Source organism: Pseudomonas sp. RIT409 (assembly GCF_003052515.2).
In the GTDB taxonomy this organism is placed as follows: Bacteria; Pseudomonadota; Gammaproteobacteria; order Pseudomonadales; family Pseudomonadaceae; genus Aquipseudomonas.
On sequence record NZ_QARE02000002.1, the window covers coordinates 306850 to 325991 of the forward strand.

The following is a 19142-nucleotide window of genomic DNA, read 5'->3' on the forward strand; positions in this document are numbered from 1 at the left end:
GGTCAATCCCTAGTAAGTCGAGGTCTGGTGCTTGTGCGAGTGCGAAGAATTCTCGGCGCCAGGTGCACTGGACGTTTCGCCGTCGGGCAGATACAGCGGGCCTTTCTGACCGCAGGCAGAGACCAGGCACGCAACGGCGAGGAGCGCGGCCAGGGAGGAAATCAGGCGCTTCATGGCGAAATCCTTTGTATAAGCATTAATTGCGCCCGAGTATACCGACCACCCGACAGATTGCCTATGCGCTACGGCTCCCGTCCGGCGGGGGTTTGACGGATCGTGCGGCAGGGAAGGGCACGACGGGCGTTTTTTTGGCGCGGCAACGTGCTAATGGGCGGGTAAGCTTTGCAATTGACCGGAAGCGACCGTATCTTGCGTCGCTGCGCCATTCGTAGACACTTTCGAGGTTCCCGCAATGAGTTTGACCGAAGCCCGCTTTCACGATCTGGTCGATGCCACGCAAGAAAAACTTGAGGACATCTTCGACGAGAGTGACCTGGATCTGGACCTCGAGAGTTCGGCCGGTGTTCTGACCGTGAAATTCGAAAACGGTACTCAATTCATCTTCAGCCGTCAGGAGCCGCTGCGCCAGCTTTGGCTTGCAGCAGTCGCCGGTGGTTTCCACTTCGATTACGACGAAGAGGAAAAGCGCTGGGTTTGCGACAAGACCGAAGAATTGCTGGGTGAAATGCTGACGCGTCTGGCGCAGGCGCAGGCCGGCGTCGAACTGGATTTCGATGCAATCGACGGCAACTGATCGTGACGGCGAGCACGACGTCGGCGCGGCCGCCGAAACCTCTGTTCAGCAACGTCAGCCCGGCGGTGCCGTCACCCTGTATCAGTGTCTGCAGGTTGGATGAGCAGCGAATTTGCACCGGCTGTTTCCGCCATGTCGAAGACATCCGCGAGTGGCGGGCGGCAACGGATGAGCGGCGTCGCGAAATCGTGCATCAGGCCGATCAGCGCCGAGTGCAATCCTGAGGTTTTGCGATTGGCGAATCTTTTGGAGCTTGGCCGCAGCCCGTGAGTTGCGCCGTCAAGCCTCGTCCATGGCCGCATTCAGCGACTTTTCCAGCTCGGCCTTATAGCGCAGGAACAAGATGGTTTCGCCGCGTGTGTCCGCCAGCAACCCCGACAGATCCAGGTCAGTGATGTAGCACCGATAGCGCTGGGGTTCGCGGCGCTGGTCGAGGATCTGCCGCGCGACGACGCTGTAAAGCTGTTCACCGTATTCAAGCTCCGAAAACTCTCTTCCGTCGCAATACAGCGTAACGCTGACTTGCCCTGGGGCCGCTTCTTCGACGATGGCTTGCACGTCGTAGAAGGGCTTGTCGGTAGGTGTGACCGGTCCGAGCCGTTGCTCGATCCGTCGCGCTCGACCCGCGCCGTCCGGCGTAATTCGGTAATACAGGGTTTCCAGCGCCGAAGGGTCGAGGGGGTTATCCAGCGGCAGCAGGGCACCCCTTCGGTACATCAATGATTGCAGGAAGCGCTGCAACGGCGTGAGCAAGCTCGGCTCGTCATGGTACGGCAGCCGCTGATGCCAGAGCGCGTTGTGCTCGTCCAACACATAGAGGTCGGCATTGGGCTCGTTGATTCGGTAAAACACCTGAATGCATTCAGGCTGGCCGTGGGGAATCACCAACGATAAGTCACTGTCATCCAGCGCCTGAGGGTCCAGATGTATCGGGCTGTAGGCCGGTAGCTCCTCGGCCAGGTAGTCATACAGTTCGGCCAGATCGTCCAACGCGACGTGCCCCACTTGGCCAGGCGTCATTTCCAGAACGTGGTAACGATGCTGGACCTGGATCAGGTAGCGATGATTCAGCCGTCGGCTCAACAGCAACTTGGCAGTATTTACCAGCTCCTCGACCCGTTGCGCGATGGCCGGCGCGCGGTTATGGCAGAAGCAACGGACGTGGATGGCGGGCGGGGGAGAGGCGTCAGGCAGGCTGTTCAGCAACTCGGTCAGGCAGTCGAACAACGCATGCGGCCCGTCGAAGCGATTGACCAGCAACTCGTTCCAACTGTTGAGCGTGATTTGGTCGAACGTCAGCACCAGATTTTCCCTCACCCCTGCGTAGCTCAACGAGTCGGTACGCTCGGTGGTCATCAGGATGTTCAGGTCCTTGTGATGCTTGAGCGGATCGACGCCGACATTGACCAGCAGCAGCATCTGGCGGGGCACGCTGGGGCGCAGCAGTGCCTCATCGGACACCCGACCCAGTGGCATGGGCAGAATTTGTTGCAGTGCGCCCTGCAGGTTGAACAGTTCGAATTCGGTCAGGTCGCTGTTGCCGGGATGCAGGGCAAGGCGCGTACTGATGTCGATCACGTTGTTCCGATGGCACCACGTCAGCAATTCCAGGAGTTCACGGCTGCGCTTGATGGGGGCGAAGGATTCCCACTCGTGGACACCCAGGTTGCCGTTGTACAGGCCCCATTGGTATTTGCCCGGTTCGCGCTTGTTGGGTGATTGCACCAGCGTGAGCGTGTCTTCGGCCAGGTCCGGCGCGATGCCCGGGTTGACGAACTCGACCTTGCCCGCCTTGCGTTCGAACGCGGCATAGAGGCGACGCCCCAGCAGATTGAGGTCGCGCTTGTTGATCGAATTGACGGTGTTCTGAGTCCGTGCGAACTGCGTCAGGAAGCGGTAGCTGAAGTTGAGTTCGCTCACCAGCGCACGCCGTTCACTGGCAACCTGTCGGACTTTCCACTGACTGCGGCTGTCGAGCAGGGCCAATTGACGCTCGTCCCACTTCCACTCCTGGGCCAGCCGCTCCAGCAACAGACGCTGCCAGCCAGGGGCGCGCTGACGAAGCGAGCCCGTCAGCTTCTTGTTCACTTTGAGGTACAGGCACCGGCGCACCAGCTCCAATCGCTCGGGTTCGCCACGGGCCCGCAGATACTCCTCGATTCGGCGATAAACCATCATGTAGGGGTCGAGCTCGTCGAGGTCCACTCGACTGGCGAATACCTCTTGCTTCATCCGCAAGCTCAGGCACTGCACGTGCGGATGCTCGCTGGCATAAGCCTCGGTCAGCAGCAGCTTGAGCACCGATTTGTAAGGCGACTCGATCCCTTTGAACAGTTGCCAGAGTCCGGCACCGAGGAATTCTCCGGGCGGAATGTGAGACAGGTTACCCAGGTCGAGCACTTCGTCTTCGCGGATGAAACGCTTGGAGAGCAGCGTGTGGGTGTATTCGGCGTAGCGGGACTCTTCGTAGACGGGCACCAGCCACCAGATCGGTGTCCGACCCGCCAGCCAGATGGCCGTGCGATAAAACTCGTCAAGCAGCAGATAGTGTTGAGTGGTTCCGCAATCTTCGCCGCTGAGTTGCGCATCGCGTTCGCCTTGCACGAAACGTTCGGGGTCGATCAGGAAAAAATGCGCTTCGGCCCCCATGGTTGCGGCCCACGCCTCCAATGCCTGACATTTTCTACGCAATTCCGCGACATCATCTGCCGACAGAAGGCTGTCATGGCAGATCCACACATCCATATCGCTTTGATCGGCCTGAGCCAGCGTGCCAAGACTGCCCATCAAGAAAATGCCGTGGATGGGCTGAGGTGGATTACCGCGGCGTGGCTTATAGGAAAACGACCGTGTGAGCCGCTGGGCTTCGGCCAGCGTCGAGGGATCGGGTTCGTAGTGCGAGACGCCAGCAGGCGTGGCACCCGATACGTAGCCGGGCAGCAACGGATGATTGACATGAAAAAACAGCGGCAGCAGTGCCAACACTGACTGCTGGCGTGTGGACAGGCCTTCGATGGCGCGAGAGAGCCGCCCTGCGTTGAGGGTGAGAAAACGGTTGCGCAGCTGGCTGAGGACCTTGCGGTCTATGCCCTCATCCAGATCGGGGCGGATTTCGAAACTGCGAATCATCTCGACTCAAGCCGGGTGGCGGCACTGCTGGGTAAGGGGCAAGGCGCAGGCAAGAAGGGTTCAGCGATTGCAGGCGGCTGTTTCTTTTTCTGGCGCCAAAATTCTATCGGCGCAGCATCTTATAAAAGTAGGGTTCGCGAAACCTTTATTTCGAGGGGTCCATAAAGATTTCGCGATGGGGCGGGCTCAGGCCGCTTCTTGCTGAGTGGACAGAATGATCAGCAGCGATTGGGCATGCTCGGCAGCGTCCAGGCCAAGGCTGGTGAGGTATCCGCCGTCGACCTGGGTCGTCAGGCCTTTATCGAACAGCCGCTTGGCGGCGGCCACCGCGGTAGGCGTCGCGTCATGGTGGACCTTGAGACCCTCCTGGGTATTACGCAGGTTATACAGCGACAGGATTTCCAGTTCGGCAACCAATTCAGGGGTAAACGACATAGGTGCTCCAGACTTTTTGTAATGGAAGACGCGGCGAAGGAATCGCAGGCGTGGCCGCCCCGTGGAACGACTGGCAGTCGGGGCAAGTGGAGTGTAGTAAGCGTCTGGAGGTTTTGCAGGAAGTCTCTGGCCAGTCGTCAGATGGTCCTTGGCGCGCGGAATTTCAGGCGGATGGACCGCGTTACTGCTCGTCATCCAGTGCGACGCCTGGCGGCAATTCCGGCAGCGCGCGCAGGGCCTGCTCGTACCATTCGGTGTTGAAGGGGCGATCGTCCTCCAGGATGCCGTCGATTTCCACGGCCAACACATGGGCCATCATGTTGAGGATATCGTCACGCTCGTACCCCACCAGGGTCAGTTTGTTGAACGTGGCCTTGGCTGCGGGTGGGTTGCCGCTTTCGATCTGGTTCTCAATGGCTTGAATCAGGGTCGACTCGGCAAATGCTTCGTCATCGTTGTCGATTTGATCGCTCATGGCAGTTCTCTGTGTGCTGAAGCTTAATCAGGGCCATTCAGACGGAATGGCCCCCGTATCGATCGCTCAGCGGCTGGCGAGCAATTGCTTGCCGCGCGCTACAGCGGCCTTCACTTGTGCGGGAGCGGTACCGCCAATGTGGTTCCGGGCGTTGACCGAGCCCTCCAGCGTCAGCACCGCAAACACGTCCTGTTCGATCTGGTCGCTGAATTGCCGAAGTTCGTCGAGTGTCATCTCGGCAAGGTCCTTGCCGGTTTCGACGCCATATTTCACGGCGTGGCCAACGATCTCGTGGCAGTCTCGGAAGGGCAGGCCGCGGCGAACCAGATAATCAGCCAGGTCAGTGGCGGTCGAGAATCCACGCAGCGCCGCTTCACGCATGATCGTATGCCTTGGCTTGATGGCGGGGATCATGTCGGCAAAGGCACGCAGCGAATCGCGCAAGGTGTCGGCGGCGTCGAACAGCGGCTCCTTGTCCTCCTGATTGTCCTTGTTGTAGGCCAGAGGCTGGCCTTTCATCAAGGTCAACAGGCCCATCAGCGCGCCGAACACTCGGCCGCTTTTGCCACGTACCAGCTCGGGCACATCGGGGTTTTTCTTTTGCGGCATGATCGAGCTGCCGGTGCAGAAGCGGTCCGGCAGGTCGATGAACTGGAATTGAGCGCTCGTCCACAGGACCAGTTCTTCGGAGAAGCGCGACAGGTGCATCATCGCGACGCTGGCGGCCGAGCAGAATTCGATGGCGAAATCGCGGTCGGACACACTGTCCAGCGAGTTGCCGCCGACGGCTTCGAAGCCCAGCAGTTGACAGGTCAATTCGCGGTCTATCGGGTAGGTGGTGCCCGCCAGCGCGGCGCTGCCCAGCGGCATGCGGTTAGTGCGTTTGCGGCAATCGACCAGGCGCTCGTGGTCACGGCTGAGCATTTCGAACCAAGCCAGCATGTGATGCCCGAACGTTACCGGTTGCGCGGTCTGCAAGTGCGTGAAGCCAGGCATGATGGTGTCGGCTTCACGCTCGGCCAGGCCCAGCAGACCCTCCTGCAAACGCGTGATCTCTGCGAGGATCAGGTCGATCTCGTCACGCAGCCACAAGCGGATGTCGGTGGCGACCTGATCGTTGCGGCTGCGGCCGGTGTGCAGTTTTTTGCCGGTGATACCGATGCGGTCGGTCAGGCGCGCTTCGATGTTCATGTGCACGTCTTCCAAGTCCACGCGCCAGTCGAACGAGCCCGCTTCGATCTCGCCCTGAATGGTCTTCAGGCCGTCGATGATGGTGTCGCGCTCGGTATCGGTCAGAACGCCCACCTTGGCCAGCATCGTGGCGTGGGCGATCGAGCCCATGATGTCGTGGCGATAGAGACGCTGATCGAACGTGACGGACGCGGTGAAGCGTGCGACGAAGGCGTCGACGGGTTCACTGAAGCGGCCGCCCCAGGACTGGTTGGTCTTGTCGGTGCTCATGGATTCGCTCGCTGCTTTACTGTTGACTGTACGGATGGAGAGAGGCCGATTTTGAAAGGCGCGGGCGATGATAACAGGATTGCCGGTTTTTTAGGCTCGGCAGCATGCTCGCGCGCAGTGGTACGCAGAGAGTGAATGTATGGAGAACGAGCGCAATCCACCGGGCCGGAGCGCTTCACCCGGTAAAGAATTCTTCCTTCCGGAACTGTGCCTGCCCCAAGCGCTGCTGGTGTTGGTCGTGCTCGCCGAGCTGTTGGTCCTCGTGCTGGTGCTGATCGAACCGCTGTACCCGCAGTTCGACTGGGTGCGTCTGGCACTCATATCGCTGTTCGTACAGTGGATTGTCTTGCTTTCGGCGGGCCTGCTCTGCGGTCTGCGCCCTTGGCTCGCACGGCTCAGGCCGGGTGTTGCCGGCGCCGCTGGCTGCCTGCTGGTGATGACCGTGACGCTGATGTGCACGGCCGTGACCGACTACTGCCAACCGGCAGGCGCCACATCCCTTGATGCCCCAGTTGAACGCTATGTGCGCTATTCGTTGATCGCGCTGATCATGTCGGCGCTGATGTTGCGCTACTTTTACCTGCAGAGTCAGTGGCGCAAACAGCAACAGGCAGAACTGCGTGCCCGGATCGAATCGTTGCAAGCGCGCATCCGGCCGCACTTTCTGTTCAACACCCTCAACAGCATTGCGAGCCTGGTCAACAGCGATCCGGCCAAGGCCGAGCAGGCGGTGCTGGACCTCTCGGACCTGTTTCGCGCCAGCCTGGGCAAGCCCGGCGGCCTCACGACGTGGCGCGAAGAACTGGAATTGGCTAAACGATATCTATCGATTGAGCAATATCGACTTGGCGAGCGTCTACAGTTGGACTGGGACGTCAGCGCAATTCCCGACGACTTGCCGATTCCCCAGCTAACCTTGCAGCCATTACTTGAGAACGCGTTGATTTATGGCATCGCGCCCCGTGTCGAAGGCGGTGTGGTCAGAGTCGAGGCGGACTACGAACGGGGAGTATTCATATTGCGCGTCAGTAATCCCTATGACGAAGTCGCCCGACGGCAGACTTCAAGCGGCACTCAACAGGCCTTGGCAAACATCGGCGCTCGAATCACGGCACTTTTTGGGCCCCATGCGAGTCTGAGCGTGGAACGCCGTGACGGTCGTCACTTCACCTGTCTACGCTATCCTTGTGCGAGACTCACGCAGGAAGCCAGTGCAATATGAATGTCCTGATCGTTGATGACGAACCCCTAGCCCGCGATCGCCTGAGCCGTCTGGTCGGCGACCTGGAGGGCTACCGGGTCCTTGAACCCAGCGCCACCAATGGCGAAGAAGCCTTGACGCTGATCGATAGTTTGAAGCCCGACGTGGTGTTGCTCGACATCCGCATGCCCGGGCTGGACGGGCTGCAAGTCGCAGCGAAATTGTGTGAGCGCGACACGCCGCCTGCGGTGGTGTTCTGCACCGCCCATGACGAGTTCGCCCTGGAGGCTTTTCAGGTCAGCGCGGTGGGTTATCTGGTCAAGCCGGTGCGTCCGGAAAACCTGCTCGAGGCGCTGAAAAAGGCCGAGCGGCCCAATCGGGTGCAACTGGCGGCAATGACGCGTCCGGCTGCCGAGAGCGGCAGCGGCCCGCGCACCCACATCAGCGCCCGTACCCGTAAGGGCATCGAGCTCATTCCGTTGGACCATGTGATCTATTTCATCGCCGACCACAAGTATGTGACGTTGCGTCATGAGGACGGCGAGGTGCTGCTCGATGAGCCGTTGAAGGCATTGGAAGACGAATTCGGCGATCGGTTCGTGCGTATTCATCGCAACGCCCTGGTGGCCCGTGATCGCATCGAACGCCTGCAGCGCACGCCATTGGGCCACTTCCAACTGTTTCTCAAAGGCCTGAACGGTGATGCGCTGATCGTCAGCCGCCGCCATGTGGCGGGCGTTCGCAAGATGATGCAGCAGCTCTGACAGGCTTGGCGCTGCTCCCGTAGCAGCGCGGCTTGTCGGCGGCAGCGATGGTGAGGATCTGAGTACAGCAGGAGCGGGCCTGCCCGCGAACGCATCGTGTCAGTCAGCAATTTTGTCACAGGCACGCCGCCATCGCGGGCAAGCGCGTTCCTACGGGGGAGTCCCACAGTCGGAGCGCGCGACACGCCACCCCATGGCAGTGCACGGACGATCCGAGATCATGAAGCGTCGTAGACAGCCATCGGCCCCACGGGGCCGAACTGTTATCATCTGGCGCATTCATTCAGTACGGACCGTTCCATGTCTCCTCGCGAAATCCGCATCGCTACCCGCAAAAGCGCTTTGGCGCTGTGGCAAGCCGAATACGTCAAGGCTCGTCTGGAGCAGGCTCATCCTGGCCTGATCGTGACGCTGGTGCCCATGGTCAGTCGCGGCGACAAACTGCTCGACTCGCCACTTTCGAAAATCGGTGGCAAAGGATTATTCGTCAAAGAGCTGGAAACTGCGTTGCTGGAGAATGAAGCGGACATCGCCGTGCACTCCATGAAGGACGTGCCCATGGACTTCCCCCAGGGCCTGGGGCTGTTCTGTATCTGCGAGCGTGAAGACCCCCGCGATGCATTCGTCTCCAACACCTACGCCAGCCTCGACGACTTGCCTGCCGGCAGCATCGTCGGCACGTCCAGCTTGCGCCGTCAGGCCCAACTGCTGGCGCGCCGTCCTGATTTGACCATCCATTTCTTGCGCGGCAACGTGAACACCCGGTTGGCCAAGCTCGATGCCGGCGAATACGACGCCATCATCCTGGCCGCGGCGGGCCTGATCCGGCTGGGTTTCGAAGATCGTATTACGTCTGCGATCAGCATCGATCACAGCCTGCCGGCGGGCGGGCAGGGTGCGGTCGGCATCGAATGCCGCAGCATGGACATTGACCTGCACGCGTTGCTGGCTCCTCTGCATCACGCGGAGACTGCGGTGCGTGTCACTGCCGAACGTGCATTGAACAAGCATTTGAACGGTGGGTGCCAGGTACCGATTGCCTGCTATGCCGTGCTCGAGGATGAGCAGCTGTGGCTGCGCGGACTGGTCGGTGATCCGGCAGGCAGCCTGTTATTGCACGCCGAAGGGCGTGCTCCGCAAGCCGACGCTCAGGCGTTGGGTGTTCAGGTGGCCGAGGCACTGTTGGAACAGGGCGCGGCGAAGATCCTGAAAGCGGTTTATGGCGAGGCAGACGAAGCGTGAAGGGATGGCGGCTTCTGCTGACCCGCCCTGCGGATGAGTCGCAGGCCCTTGCCCGCACGCTCGCCGAATCGGGGGTGTTCAGTGCCAGCCTGCCGTTGCTGGAAATCGAGCCGTTGCCGATGACCGAAGAACGGCGCGCCATCGTCTACAACCTTGCGACTTACTGTGCCGTGATCGTCGTCAGCAAACCGGCGGCACGATTGGGTCTGGAATGGGTAGACGAGGTCTGGCCGCAGCCGCCGATGCAGCATTGGTTTGCCGTCGGCGCCGCCACTGCGCAGATTCTCGATGACTACAACTTGCGAGTGTTTTTCCCCGAGCGCGGCGACGACAGCGAAGCGCTGCTCGACTTGCCCCAACTGCAAGAAACCCTCGCGGCGGTTTACGACCCCAAAGTGTTGATCATGCGCGGCGAAGAGGGCCGCGAGTGGCTGGCCGATCGTTTGCGCGAGCGGGGGGCTAGCGTCGATTACCTCCCGTTGTACCGCCGCTTTCTGCCGCAATACCCGGCTTTTGCGTTGCCTGGGATGGTGCAGGCGGAACGCTTGAACGGGCTGGTGGTCAGCAGTGGACAAGGTTTTCAGCATCTGCGTGAACTGGCAGGCGATGCCTGGGCAGCGTTGTCGCAGATGCCATTATTCGTACCGAGCCCCCGGGTCGCTGAACTGGCGCGTGAAGCCGGCGCCCAAACCGTAGTGGACTGCCGTGGCGCCAGCGCTTCGGCCTTGCTGACAGCGCTGCGGGCGTACCCCGCACCTGTCTCCCCGGCGTCATGATCGACCCGTCGGATGACGTGATCACGCCCAAATGCAAAGGATGGATACGTGAGCGAAACAGTCTTGCCAAAAGATGACGCAGAACCGGTAGTGGTCAAACCCGAGCCGTTGCCGGATTCCGTGCAAAAAGAACCCTCCAACCGCCGCTCAAGCAACGGGCTGGCTGTGCTGGCCTTGCTGTTGGGCGCTGCCGGAGTGGCGGTGGGTGGCTGGAGCGTATGGCAACTCAGGGCCATGCAGACGGGCCACCAGCAACAGGCCGGGCAATTGCAGGACATTGGTGCGCAGACCCAGGTCCTCAAACAGAGCGAGCAGCAGTTGGCAGCCCGTCTTGCTGCTCTGCCCCCGGCCGAAGAGCTGGAGGACCGTCGTCGACTGGTCACTCAGTTGCAGGGAGATCAGCAACGTCTGAGCCAACGCCTCGAAACCGTGCTGGGCGCCAGCCGCAAGGATTGGCGCTTGGCCGAAGCCGAGCATTTGCTACGCCTGGCGAGCTTGCGTCTGTCCGCGCTGCAAGACATCAGCAGCGCGCAGGCCTTGGTCCAGGGGGCCGATGAGATCCTCCGCGAGCAGGACGACCCGGGAGCCTATGCCGCCCGCGAGCAGTTGGCGAAAAGCATGGCCGCGCTGCAAAGCGTCGACCAGCCTGATCGGACGGGCCTTTTCCTGCAGTTGGCTGCCCTGCGCGACCAAGCGGCTCAGCTCAATGCCCTTGCTCCGGAATACAAGGACAAGGGCGAATCGCTGCTCGGCCTCACCGATGGCTCCGAAGACAGTGAATGGGCGAAGTGGTGGGACAAGATTTCCCAGTACTTCCGCGTCGATTTCCATGCTGACAAGAACATTCGCCCATTACTGGCAGGGCAAAGCCTCACTCAAGTTCGTCTTGCGTTGAGTCTGGCGCTCGAGCAGGCTCAATGGGCCGCGCTCAATGGCCAACAGCAGGTGTATGTCCAAGCCGTCAACGAGGCGCGGAGCGTGCTCGACGCCAACTTCAACCAGGATAATCCGCAGAGCAAGTCGCTCGGTGAGCGACTGGATGCGCTGGCAAAGCAACCGGTTTCCGTAGCGACGCCGGATCTGACTCAAAGCCTCAGTGCGCTGCAAGCCTACCTTGAGCAACGCCACAAACCGGTAGGTGCAGCAGCCGAGCAGCCGTCAGAAGAGGCCAAGCCGGGGAGCAAGCCATGAAGCGCGCGTACCTGATCGTCTTTATTCTGATCATTATCGCGGCAGGCGCAGGGCTCGCCATTTCTCGTCATTCGGGCTATGTCCTGATCGCCTACGACACCTTCCGCTACGAATCGAGCTTGTGGGCAGCGCTGGCCTTGTTGGTCGCCGTCGTTTTGCTGGTCTGGCTTGTGCGAGGGGTGATCAGGCTGTTGACCACCTCGGGTGGGGTCGTTAATCCCTGGTCGCGCCGCAACCGTAGCCGTCGTGTGCAAAGGGCTATCGAACAGGGCCAGTTGGACCTCGCGGAAGGCCGTTGGGCCAGCGCTCAGAAACATTTGCACCGTGCAGCCGAGGCTGAACGCCAGCCATTGCTGTACTACCTGGGTGCCGCGCGGGCGGCGAACGAGCAAGGCCGCTACGAAGACAGCGACATGCTTTTGGAGCGCGCCCTCGAACGCCAGCCTCACGCCGAACTGGCCATCGCGTTGAGCCATGCACAATTGCAGGTGGATCGGGGTGACAGCGAGGGCGCGCTGACGACCTTGCAGGCCATGCACGAGCGACATCCCCACAACCCTCAGGTCTTACGGCAGTTGCAACGGCTCTATCGCCAGCGAGGGCAATGGTCCGAGCTGATTCGACTCATGCCGGAATTGCGCAAGGACAAGGTTCTGCCTGCACAGGAACTGGCTGAACTGGAAAAGCGCGCGTGGGGCGAAAATCTTTCGTTGGCGGCTTACCGCGATGCGGAAAGTGATGTCGGCCCGGCCGGTTTGGCTGCGTTGGAAGCGGCATGGCAGCAATTGACGTCGGCTCAACGCCAGGAGCCTGCATTGATCCTTGCCTACGCGGACCAACTGCGTCGGCACGGGGCTGATGCGCAGGCCGAAGAAGTGCTACGCAACGCGCTCAAACGTGAATACAACAGCCACCTGTCACGGCTGTACGGGCTGGTTCGGGGGGAGGATCCCCAGCGTCAACTGCAAACGGCGGAGGGCTGGCTCAAGCATCACGCCGATGATCCGGGCTTGCTGCTGACACTGGGTCGTCTGTGTCTGCAAAACAGTCTATGGGGCAAGGCGCGCGATTACCTGGATGCCAGTCTGAAGCTCCAGCGTAACCCTGAGGCCTGCGCCGAATTGGCTCGCCTGCTAGGGCAGCTGGGCGAAACAGAGCGAAGTAACCAGCTGTTTCAAGAGGGCCTGGGGTTGCTGGACGAACGTTTACTCGCCCGTCCATTACCGGCCCTTGCTCGCGCTTGAGGCGACAGACCCAGTTTAGAAAAGGCCCTGAAACAGGGCCTTTTTTGTTATGGTGTCGCCTCTTCGTGTAGGGCTTTTCCGAAAAGTGCGGAAGAGGCTTCCTTGCTCATCGAGTGATTAGAGTAAATTTCCCATCGGTGTAATCAATAGATCCTTAATCGCACTCGGAAACGTCCTCCTCCGGCTGCCTTGAAAGCGAGTCTCGCTTTCCTCTACCGTTACGGCCCTCGTCTTTTGTTACGGATTCTCCATGCATCTGGCTCGCACGCGCTCTTTGTTCTTTCTGGCGTTTCTCGCTTGCGCGTTGATCGTGGGGGTGGCTGTCTATCTGCAGCATTACCTGGGCTCCTTCCCTTGTCCCTTGTGTCAGGCTCAGCGTGTTTTGCTGTCGATCTGTTCTGCTGCCTGCCTCATTGCCGCCTTGCATGCCCCCGGTAATACCGGCTGGCGCGTTTATTCAGGGCTGATCCTTGCGGTCAGTCTGACAGGTGCGGCGGTCGCCGCCCGGCAGGTCTGGTTGCAGGGGGCGCCGGCTGAGAATCTTGATGCGTGCGCCCAGAACTTGCTGTTCCTGCTCGATACTCAACCCTGGTTGAAGGTGTTTTCATTGGTGATTGCCGGAAATGCTGGCTGTTCTGAAATCAACTGGTCGCTGTTCGGCATCAGTTTGCCCGAGTGGAGTCTGCTGGCGTTTTCAGGCATGACGCTGTTTGCGCTGTACTACCTTTTCGTCGAGTTTCGTAGGCCGAAGCCAATGAATACTGGGAATGCGGATTAAACGCTTGTATGAACTTTATCGACTGCGTACCTTGAAGGCCTGGTCGCGCGGGCATAATCTGGGCCGCACGCAACATCGGATCATGCTGCTGTCGACGTTTTTTCAAAGCCGGTTTTCATAGGCTACGAGCCGGATCGCCCCTTGGCTCCGGAGTCGAGGAGCCCTGAAAGGAAGAGAGAACATCATGCTGGAAAGTTGCCAGAATGCTCAGGAACGCTGGGGTGGGGTTCACAAGCTGATCGACCGTTGGCTGCAGGAGCGCAACGAACTGATTCAGGCTTACGATGTGCTGGGCGCAGAGCCCGAAGCGCTGTCTGAAACCCGAAAGCAACTGCAGGAGTTCTGCGGCAGGCTGGTCGATTATGCATCGGCCGGTCACTTCGAAATCTACGAACAACTGACCGGCGAGGCCAAGGCGTTTAACGATCAACGCGGCCTTGAACTGGCCGACACGCTCTATCCACGCATCGACGTCATCACTGAGAAACTGCTCGCGTTCAATGATCTGTGCGATGAAGGCAAATGCGTCGCAGAAAAATTCAAGGAATTGGGCGGCTTGTTACACGAACGCTTCGAACTCGAAGATTGCCTGATCGAGGTGCTGCACAACGCGCACCAGGCACAGGACGCCGTTCAGGCTTGAGCGGCTCGCTAACAAAAAAGGGTGCCCTGTGGCACCCTTTTTTGTGCCGCTCACACGGCGAAGGCAGTGCCCTCACGCATCACTGCGACACTGCCAGCAGCTCGATTTCGAAAACCAACGGTGTGTAAGGGTCGATCAAGTCACCTGCACCCTCTGCGCCGTATGCCTGTGCCGATGGAATCACGAGCCGCCATTTCGCCCCCACTGGCATGTCGGCCAGCGCCGTCGTCCAGCCTGCGATCACGCTGTCGAGCCGAAACCATTGGGGCTGCTGGCTCTGGTCGAAAATCGTGCCGTCCGGCAGGCGTCCGACGTACTTCACCTGAACGCGGCCATTGATATCCGGTTTCGGCCCGCTCCCCGGCGTCAGCTCGGTCATGAGGATGCCATCGGCCAATTGGCGAACACCTGGCTTGGCTTTCTCGGCCTCCATGAAGCGACGTTCCTCCTTGAGTGCGGCTTCGGTCTGCGGCTCCGTCTGGCCTGAATTTTCAGCCTGAGCAAGGGCCGCATCATGGTCGCTCAGGATCTGCTCCATGCGCTCGGGCTTGATCGCCAGCGGCTTGTTTTGGTACGCCTGCTGCAAACCTTCGATCAGGGCCGGCAATTGCAGGTCCGGAGCCTCCTGGCGCAGGCGTTCCCCCAGACTTGCGCCCAAGCTATAGGCCAGATCATGAGCATTGTCGGCGGGCGGGGTATCGGTCGCGTGGGCAAGGGGTACCAAGAGGAACAACGACATAAACAGGTAGCGCGACATGAATGCTCTCCGGCCTGGGAAGTGGCGATTATGCCAGTGCCGAACGGGGAATGTGATGGCGGATGTGGGAGGATTTTGCGGGCCGTGCAACAGAGCAAAGATTGTAGTGTCAAGATGCCCTAGCGGCGTAACGGGCAGAGGTCTAGTATGAGCCGCATTCAAATCAGCTAGGAGGAACGTCATGTCGGCCACCAAGAAGCCAGTAAACACTCCGTTGCATTTGCTTCAACACCTCTCGAGCAGCTTGCTCGAACACCTTGAAGACGCCTGCTCCCAAGCCCTGGCTGATGCGGAAAAGCTGCTCGCCAAACTTGAAAAACAACGCGGTAAGGCGCAAGAAAAACTGCACAAGTCCCGCACCAAATTGCAGGACGCCGCCAGCGCCGGTAAGGCCAAGGCACAGGCCAAAGCCAAAGACGCCGTCGCCGAACTCGAAGCCCTGCTCGATGCTTTGAAGGACCGTCAAACCGAAACCCGCACGTACATCCAGAACCTCAAGCGCGATGCACAGGAGAGCCTTAAGCTGGCGCAAGGCATTGGTCGTGTAAAAGAAGCGGTGGCCAAGGCGTTGAGTGACCGTGCGGCCAAGGCTCCGGCAAAAGCCCCGTCCAAGGCGCCTTCGAAGCTGGCAACCAAGCCCGCGGCGAAAGCACCGACAAAGGCACCTGCAAAAGTAGCGGCGGCCAAGCCTGCTGCCGCAAAACCGGTTGCGACCAAGCTGGCTGGTAAAGCGCCTGTTAAAACGGCTGCGGCCAAGCCCGCTGCTAAAACTGCCGGTACTAGAGCTGCTGCCGCTAAGGCCCCCGTTGCGGCCAAACCGGCCGCCAAGGCATCCGCCAAGCCAACCGTAAAAGCACCGGCTGCCGCCAAAGCTTCGACAAAAGCGGCCACTGCCAAAACCGCCGCCAAACCTGCACCCGTTGCTGCCAAGCCCGCGGCCAAGCCAGTCGCGAAGTCCGCGGCCAAGGCTTCATCCACCGCAGCGGCCAAGCCAGTCGCGGCCAAGCCCGTGACGAAGCAGACGAGCGCTGCAAAAACGGCGGCCAAACCAGCAGCGGCGAAAACCGCCGTAAAAGCTGCCCGCAAGCCTGCTGCTGCCAAGCCTGCGGCAAAGTCGGCCAAACCTTCAACTCCCGCGGCCTCGGCGGCCAAACCTGCGGCACCCGCGCCAGCCGCATCGACCTCGGCCCCTGCTCCAGCAGCGCCGACCGCGCCGGCTACTGCGTCGACCGGCTCGTCCTCGACCAGCGCTTCTTAAGCCGCGTCCAGCCCGACGCGTTGCAGCACTTGCAGCGCGTCGGGCGATTGAGTCCCCGCTTTTCCCGCCAGCGCCTTCAGCCACGCCCCCGCTGCCTGCACGTCCTGCCTGGGCCAGTTCTGCACCAGTCGCTGCAGCCTGACCAGCAGTTCGCGTTCGGCGTCCAGCTCCAATCCCTTCAACCGTTCCCGTAACGCGCCCAATTCTTCGTCGGCGGCGGCCGCTGCTTTCCATCGCGTCCGGATGGCTCTCAGCGGGCCTACCACGTCGTCGTGCCAAGGGGTCGCCAATTGTCTGATTTCTTCGGCGCGTTCCGGGTCGAAGGGAATGCGCCGTTGGTCCAGCCAGACGCCACACAACAGCGCACACACATTGCCCCCATTGGTTTGTAGCGCGAGGCAGGCCTGCTCAACGCCGGGTCTGGCGTAGAAATCAAGGGTAAAGCTCCAAAGGTCGGAAGGCATCGTCATCTACCTGTTTTGGGCGAAGCTGGTAGACTCCGCCGCCATTATGATCAGACTTCAGAGCCTTACCTTACAGCGTGGTCCGCAGCGTCTGCTAGAAGATGCCGAGATGACCTTGCACGCCGGTCAGAAAGCCGGCCTGATCGGCGCCAACGGTGCCGGTAAATCCAGCCTGTTCGCCTTGCTTCGTGGCGAATTGTCTCCCGACAACGGCGATTGTTCGCTGCCTGCGGATTGGCGTATTGCCCATATGCGCCAGGAAGTCGATACCCTCGAACGCCTGGCGGTGGACTACGTCCTCGATGGGGATGTACGGCTGCGTCAGGTCCAGCGCGACCTTGCGGCGGCAGAAGCGGCCCAGGACGGGGCTGCCCAAGCACGCCTGCATTCGGAGCTGGACAGCGCCGACGGCTACACCGCCGATGCCCGCGCACGCAAATTGCTCGCCGGCCTGGGGTTCACCAACGAGCAGATGGAGCGTCAGGTGGGCAGTTTTTCCGGCGGCTGGCGGATGCGGCTGAACCTGGCGCAGGCCTTGATGTGCCCCTCGGATCTGCTATTGCTCGACGAGCCGACCAACCACTTGGATCTCGACGCGATTTTGTGGCTCGAAGACTGGCTCAAGGGCTACCCAGGCACCCTGCTGCTGATTTCCCACGACCGGGATTTCCTTGACGCGGTGGTGGATCACGTCGCGCATGTCGAGCAGAAGAAAATCACGCTCTACCGCGGTGGCTACAGCGCCTTCGAGCGCGCCCGTGCCGAACGTCTGGCTCAGCAGCAACAGGCCTACGAGAAGCAACAGGCCCAGCGCGCGCACATGGAAAAGTACATCGCCCGCTTCAAGGCTCAGGCGACCAAGGCCCGCCAGGCCCAGAGCCGGATCAAAGCACTGGAGCGTATGGAAGAGCTGTCCGCCGCCCATGTCGACTCGCCGTTCAATTTCACTTTTCGTGAATCCGACAAGATTTCCAGCCCTTTGCTGGATTTGTCAGACGCGCGTCTGGGCTATGGCGACAAAACCATTTTGCAGAAGGTCAAGCTGCAGCTGACGCCGGGAGCCCGTATCGGCTTGCTGGGCCCCAACGGGGCAGGTAAGTCCACCCTGATCAAAAACCTCTCTGGCGAGCTGTCACCCTTGAGCGGGCGGCTGTTGCGGGGTGAGAACACCGTGGTCGGCTACTTCGCCCAACACCAGCTTGATTCGCTGGATGCCAAGGCCAGTCCGTTGCTGCACCTGCAACGCATCGCTCCTGCCGAGCGCGAACAGGCACTGCGCGATTTTCTGGGCGGTTTTGACTTCCGGGGTGCGCGGCTGGAAGAGCCGGTGTTGAATTTCTCCGGCGGCGAAAAGGCCCGTCTCGCATTGGCGTTGATTGCCTGGGACAAACCGAACCTGCTGCTGCTCGATGAGCCGACCAACCACCTGGACCTGGAAATGCGTCTGGCGCTGACCCTGGCGTTGCAGGAGTTCAGCGGGGCGGTGCTGGTGGTCTCTCACGATCGTCACCTGCTCAAGAGCACGACCGACAACTTCCTGCTGGTCGCTGACGGGGCGGTCGAGGAATTCGACGGCGATCTCGACGATTACACCCGCTGGCTGGCGGACTATCGTCAGCGCAACGCACCGGTGAGCAACACGCAGGTCAACCCTGACAAAACCGATAAGAAGGCTCAGCGCCAGCAGGCCGCGGCCCTTCGGCAGCAGTTGGCGCCGCACAAGCGAGAAGCAGAAAAGCTGGAAAAGGAATTGGGTACGGTTCACGAGAAACTGGCGAAGATCGAAGCGGCGTTGGGCGACAGTGCGGTTTACGATGCCGCCAACAAGGACAAGCTGCGCGATTTGCTCGCCGATCAGGCAAAGTTAAAGAGTCGCGAGTCCGAGCTTGAAGAAGCCTGGATGGAAGCCCTCGAGTTACTCGAGTCGATGCAGGCCGAACTGGAAGCGCTGTCCTGATGGAGTCGTTGGCCTTGCCGGTGCCCGCTTATTGGATCGAACCGATTCTGGTTGGCTTGCAAATCCTGCTGATTCTGTTGATCGGCTACGCCCTGCAGCGCTTTGTCGGGCGCTTTCTCACCCGCATCGCCGAGCGCTATCCGTTGTTGCCGCCTGAGTTGCTGGTGATGGTGCGAGGTGGTTTGCGCTGGCTGATCATGGGGACGGCCTTGGTGGCGGTGCTGGGCCGCCTGGGTGTATCGGCCTCGGTGTTGTGGGCGGCGCTTTCAGGCTTCGTCGCCGTTGCAGCTGTCGCCTTTTTCGCCATGTGGAGCGTGCTCTCCAATCTGCTGTGCGCGGTGTTCATCTTCACCATGGGTCCATTTCGCATCGGTGATGTGGTTGAACTGGTGGACACGACGGACAAGCCGGGTATCAAAGGTCGTGTGACCGCTATCAATCTGATGTTTACCACACTGGTCGAGTCCGCCGAGCTGGGTGGCACATTGGTCCAGGTGCCCAATAGTCAGTTTTTCCAGAAGTCGATTCGCCGCTGGCGCGGTACTGACGGGGTAGCCATTATTTCCGGGGAAAACCGGGCGAGCGACGGCGCAGTGCCGAAATAGCCTCACAG

Annotated in this window: 20 protein-coding genes; 13 read left to right on the forward strand and 7 right to left on the reverse strand. The window is 60.6% G+C overall.

Translation table 11 applies throughout. The features are described from left to right. Positions 1–9 precede the first annotated feature (9 nt). Positions 10–174 (reverse strand): lipoprotein, encoded by a 165-nt coding sequence (locus tag DBP26_RS03945; protein WP_108236161.1) that lies wholly within the window; start codon positions 172–174, stop codon positions 10–12. A gap of 238 nt (positions 175–412) precedes the next feature. Between DBP26_RS03945 and cyaY the strand changes: the two genes are divergently transcribed. Then, entirely contained in the window at positions 413–754 is a 342-nt protein-coding gene (gene cyaY / locus DBP26_RS03950) for an iron donor protein CyaY (RefSeq protein WP_108236160.1), read from the forward strand. A 2-nt stretch (positions 755–756) separates the two neighbouring features. Beyond that, the gene (locus tag DBP26_RS03955) at positions 757–978 is read left to right on the forward strand and encodes a DUF1289 domain-containing protein (protein WP_108236159.1); all 222 of its coding nucleotides are present in this window, start codon (positions 757–759) and stop codon (positions 976–978) included. A gap of 55 nt (positions 979–1033) precedes the next feature. Here DBP26_RS03955 and DBP26_RS03960 read toward each other — a convergent pair whose 3' ends face one another. The 4 genes from DBP26_RS03960 to argH form a co-directional block, all read right to left on the reverse strand. Beyond that, complete coding sequence (locus DBP26_RS03960; protein ID WP_108236158.1) at positions 1034–3883, reverse strand: class I adenylate cyclase; 2850 nt, start codon at positions 3881–3883, stop codon at positions 1034–1036. 186 nt (positions 3884–4069) lie between these two features. After that, the gene (locus tag DBP26_RS03965; RefSeq protein ID WP_108236157.1) at positions 4070–4318 is read right to left on the reverse strand and encodes a TIGR02647 family protein; all 249 of its coding nucleotides are present in this window, start codon (positions 4316–4318) and stop codon (positions 4070–4072) included. Positions 4319–4499: 181 nt separating this feature from the next. Beyond that, positions 4500–4793 carry a hypothetical protein gene (locus DBP26_RS03970; protein ID WP_108236156.1) on the reverse strand — a complete coding sequence of 98 codons (294 nt, stop codon included), beginning with the start codon at positions 4791–4793 and terminating at the stop codon, positions 4500–4502. A 66-nt stretch (positions 4794–4859) separates the two neighbouring features. After that, complete coding sequence (gene argH / locus DBP26_RS03975; protein ID WP_108236155.1) at positions 4860–6254, reverse strand: argininosuccinate lyase; 1395 nt, start codon at positions 6252–6254, stop codon at positions 4860–4862. A gap of 139 nt (positions 6255–6393) precedes the next feature. On the opposite strand from argH, the gene DBP26_RS03980 reads away from it, so the two are divergent. The 8 genes from DBP26_RS03980 (at position 6394) to rsd (ending at position 14093) form a co-directional block, all read left to right on the forward strand. Further along, on the forward strand, positions 6394–7476 hold the full coding sequence (locus tag DBP26_RS03980) for a sensor histidine kinase (protein ID WP_108236154.1): 1083 nt from the start codon (positions 6394–6396) through the stop codon (positions 7474–7476). After that, the gene (locus DBP26_RS03985) at positions 7473–8219 is read left to right on the forward strand and encodes a LytTR family DNA-binding domain-containing protein (RefSeq protein WP_108236153.1); all 747 of its coding nucleotides are present in this window, start codon (positions 7473–7475) and stop codon (positions 8217–8219) included. The genes DBP26_RS03980 and DBP26_RS03985 overlap by 4 nt, the downstream gene beginning before the upstream one ends. Positions 8220–8519: 300 nt before the next feature. Beyond that, on the forward strand, positions 8520–9461 hold the full coding sequence (gene hemC, locus DBP26_RS03990) for a hydroxymethylbilane synthase (RefSeq protein WP_108236152.1): 942 nt from the start codon (positions 8520–8522) through the stop codon (positions 9459–9461). Next, positions 9458–10237 carry a uroporphyrinogen-III synthase gene (locus tag DBP26_RS03995; RefSeq protein WP_108236151.1) on the forward strand — a complete coding sequence of 260 codons (780 nt, stop codon included), beginning with the start codon at positions 9458–9460 and terminating at the stop codon, positions 10235–10237. The genes hemC and DBP26_RS03995 overlap by 4 nt, the downstream gene beginning before the upstream one ends. A gap of 48 nt (positions 10238–10285) precedes the next feature. Next, positions 10286–11428: a uroporphyrinogen-III C-methyltransferase gene (locus DBP26_RS04000; RefSeq protein WP_108236150.1), complete on the forward strand. Its 1143-nt coding sequence runs from the start codon at positions 10286–10288 to the stop codon at positions 11426–11428. Beyond that, positions 11425–12672: a heme biosynthesis HemY N-terminal domain-containing protein gene (locus DBP26_RS04005; protein WP_108236149.1), complete on the forward strand. Its 1248-nt coding sequence runs from the start codon at positions 11425–11427 to the stop codon at positions 12670–12672. The genes DBP26_RS04000 and DBP26_RS04005 overlap by 4 nt, the downstream gene beginning before the upstream one ends. Before the next feature lie 250 nt (positions 12673–12922). Next, a complete protein-coding gene (locus tag DBP26_RS04010; protein WP_108236148.1) occupies positions 12923–13450 on the forward strand; it encodes a disulfide bond formation protein B in 528 nt (175 codons plus the stop codon). Between the two features lie 184 nt (positions 13451–13634). After that, on the forward strand, positions 13635–14093 hold the full coding sequence (gene rsd / locus DBP26_RS04015) for a sigma D regulator (RefSeq protein ID WP_108236147.1): 459 nt from the start codon (positions 13635–13637) through the stop codon (positions 14091–14093). A 79-nt stretch (positions 14094–14172) separates the two neighbouring features. On the opposite strand, the gene DBP26_RS04020 is transcribed toward rsd, so the two are convergent. After that, on the reverse strand, positions 14173–14850 hold the full coding sequence (locus DBP26_RS04020) for an FKBP-type peptidyl-prolyl cis-trans isomerase (protein WP_108236146.1): 678 nt from the start codon (positions 14848–14850) through the stop codon (positions 14173–14175). A gap of 181 nt (positions 14851–15031) precedes the next feature. On the opposite strand from DBP26_RS04020, the gene DBP26_RS04025 reads away from it, so the two are divergent. Further along, positions 15032–16108 (forward strand): AlgP family protein, encoded by a 1077-nt coding sequence (locus tag DBP26_RS04025; RefSeq protein ID WP_108236145.1) that lies wholly within the window; start codon positions 15032–15034, stop codon positions 16106–16108. On the opposite strand, the gene DBP26_RS04030 is transcribed toward DBP26_RS04025, so the two are convergent. Then, entirely contained in the window at positions 16105–16572 is a 468-nt protein-coding gene (locus DBP26_RS04030) for a TIGR02444 family protein (protein ID WP_108236144.1), read from the reverse strand. The genes DBP26_RS04025 and DBP26_RS04030 overlap by 4 nt on opposite strands. A 46-nt stretch (positions 16573–16618) precedes the next feature. Between DBP26_RS04030 and DBP26_RS04035 the strand changes: the two genes are divergently transcribed. Further along, positions 16619–18529, forward strand: coding sequence for an ATP-binding cassette domain-containing protein (locus tag DBP26_RS04035; RefSeq protein WP_108236143.1), 1911 nt, complete (start codon positions 16619–16621; stop codon positions 18527–18529). Beyond that, the gene (locus tag DBP26_RS04040) at positions 18529–19134 is read left to right on the forward strand and encodes a mechanosensitive ion channel family protein (RefSeq protein WP_108236142.1); all 606 of its coding nucleotides are present in this window, start codon (positions 18529–18531) and stop codon (positions 19132–19134) included. The genes DBP26_RS04035 and DBP26_RS04040 overlap by 1 nt, the downstream gene beginning before the upstream one ends. Positions 19135–19142 lie beyond the last annotated feature (8 nt).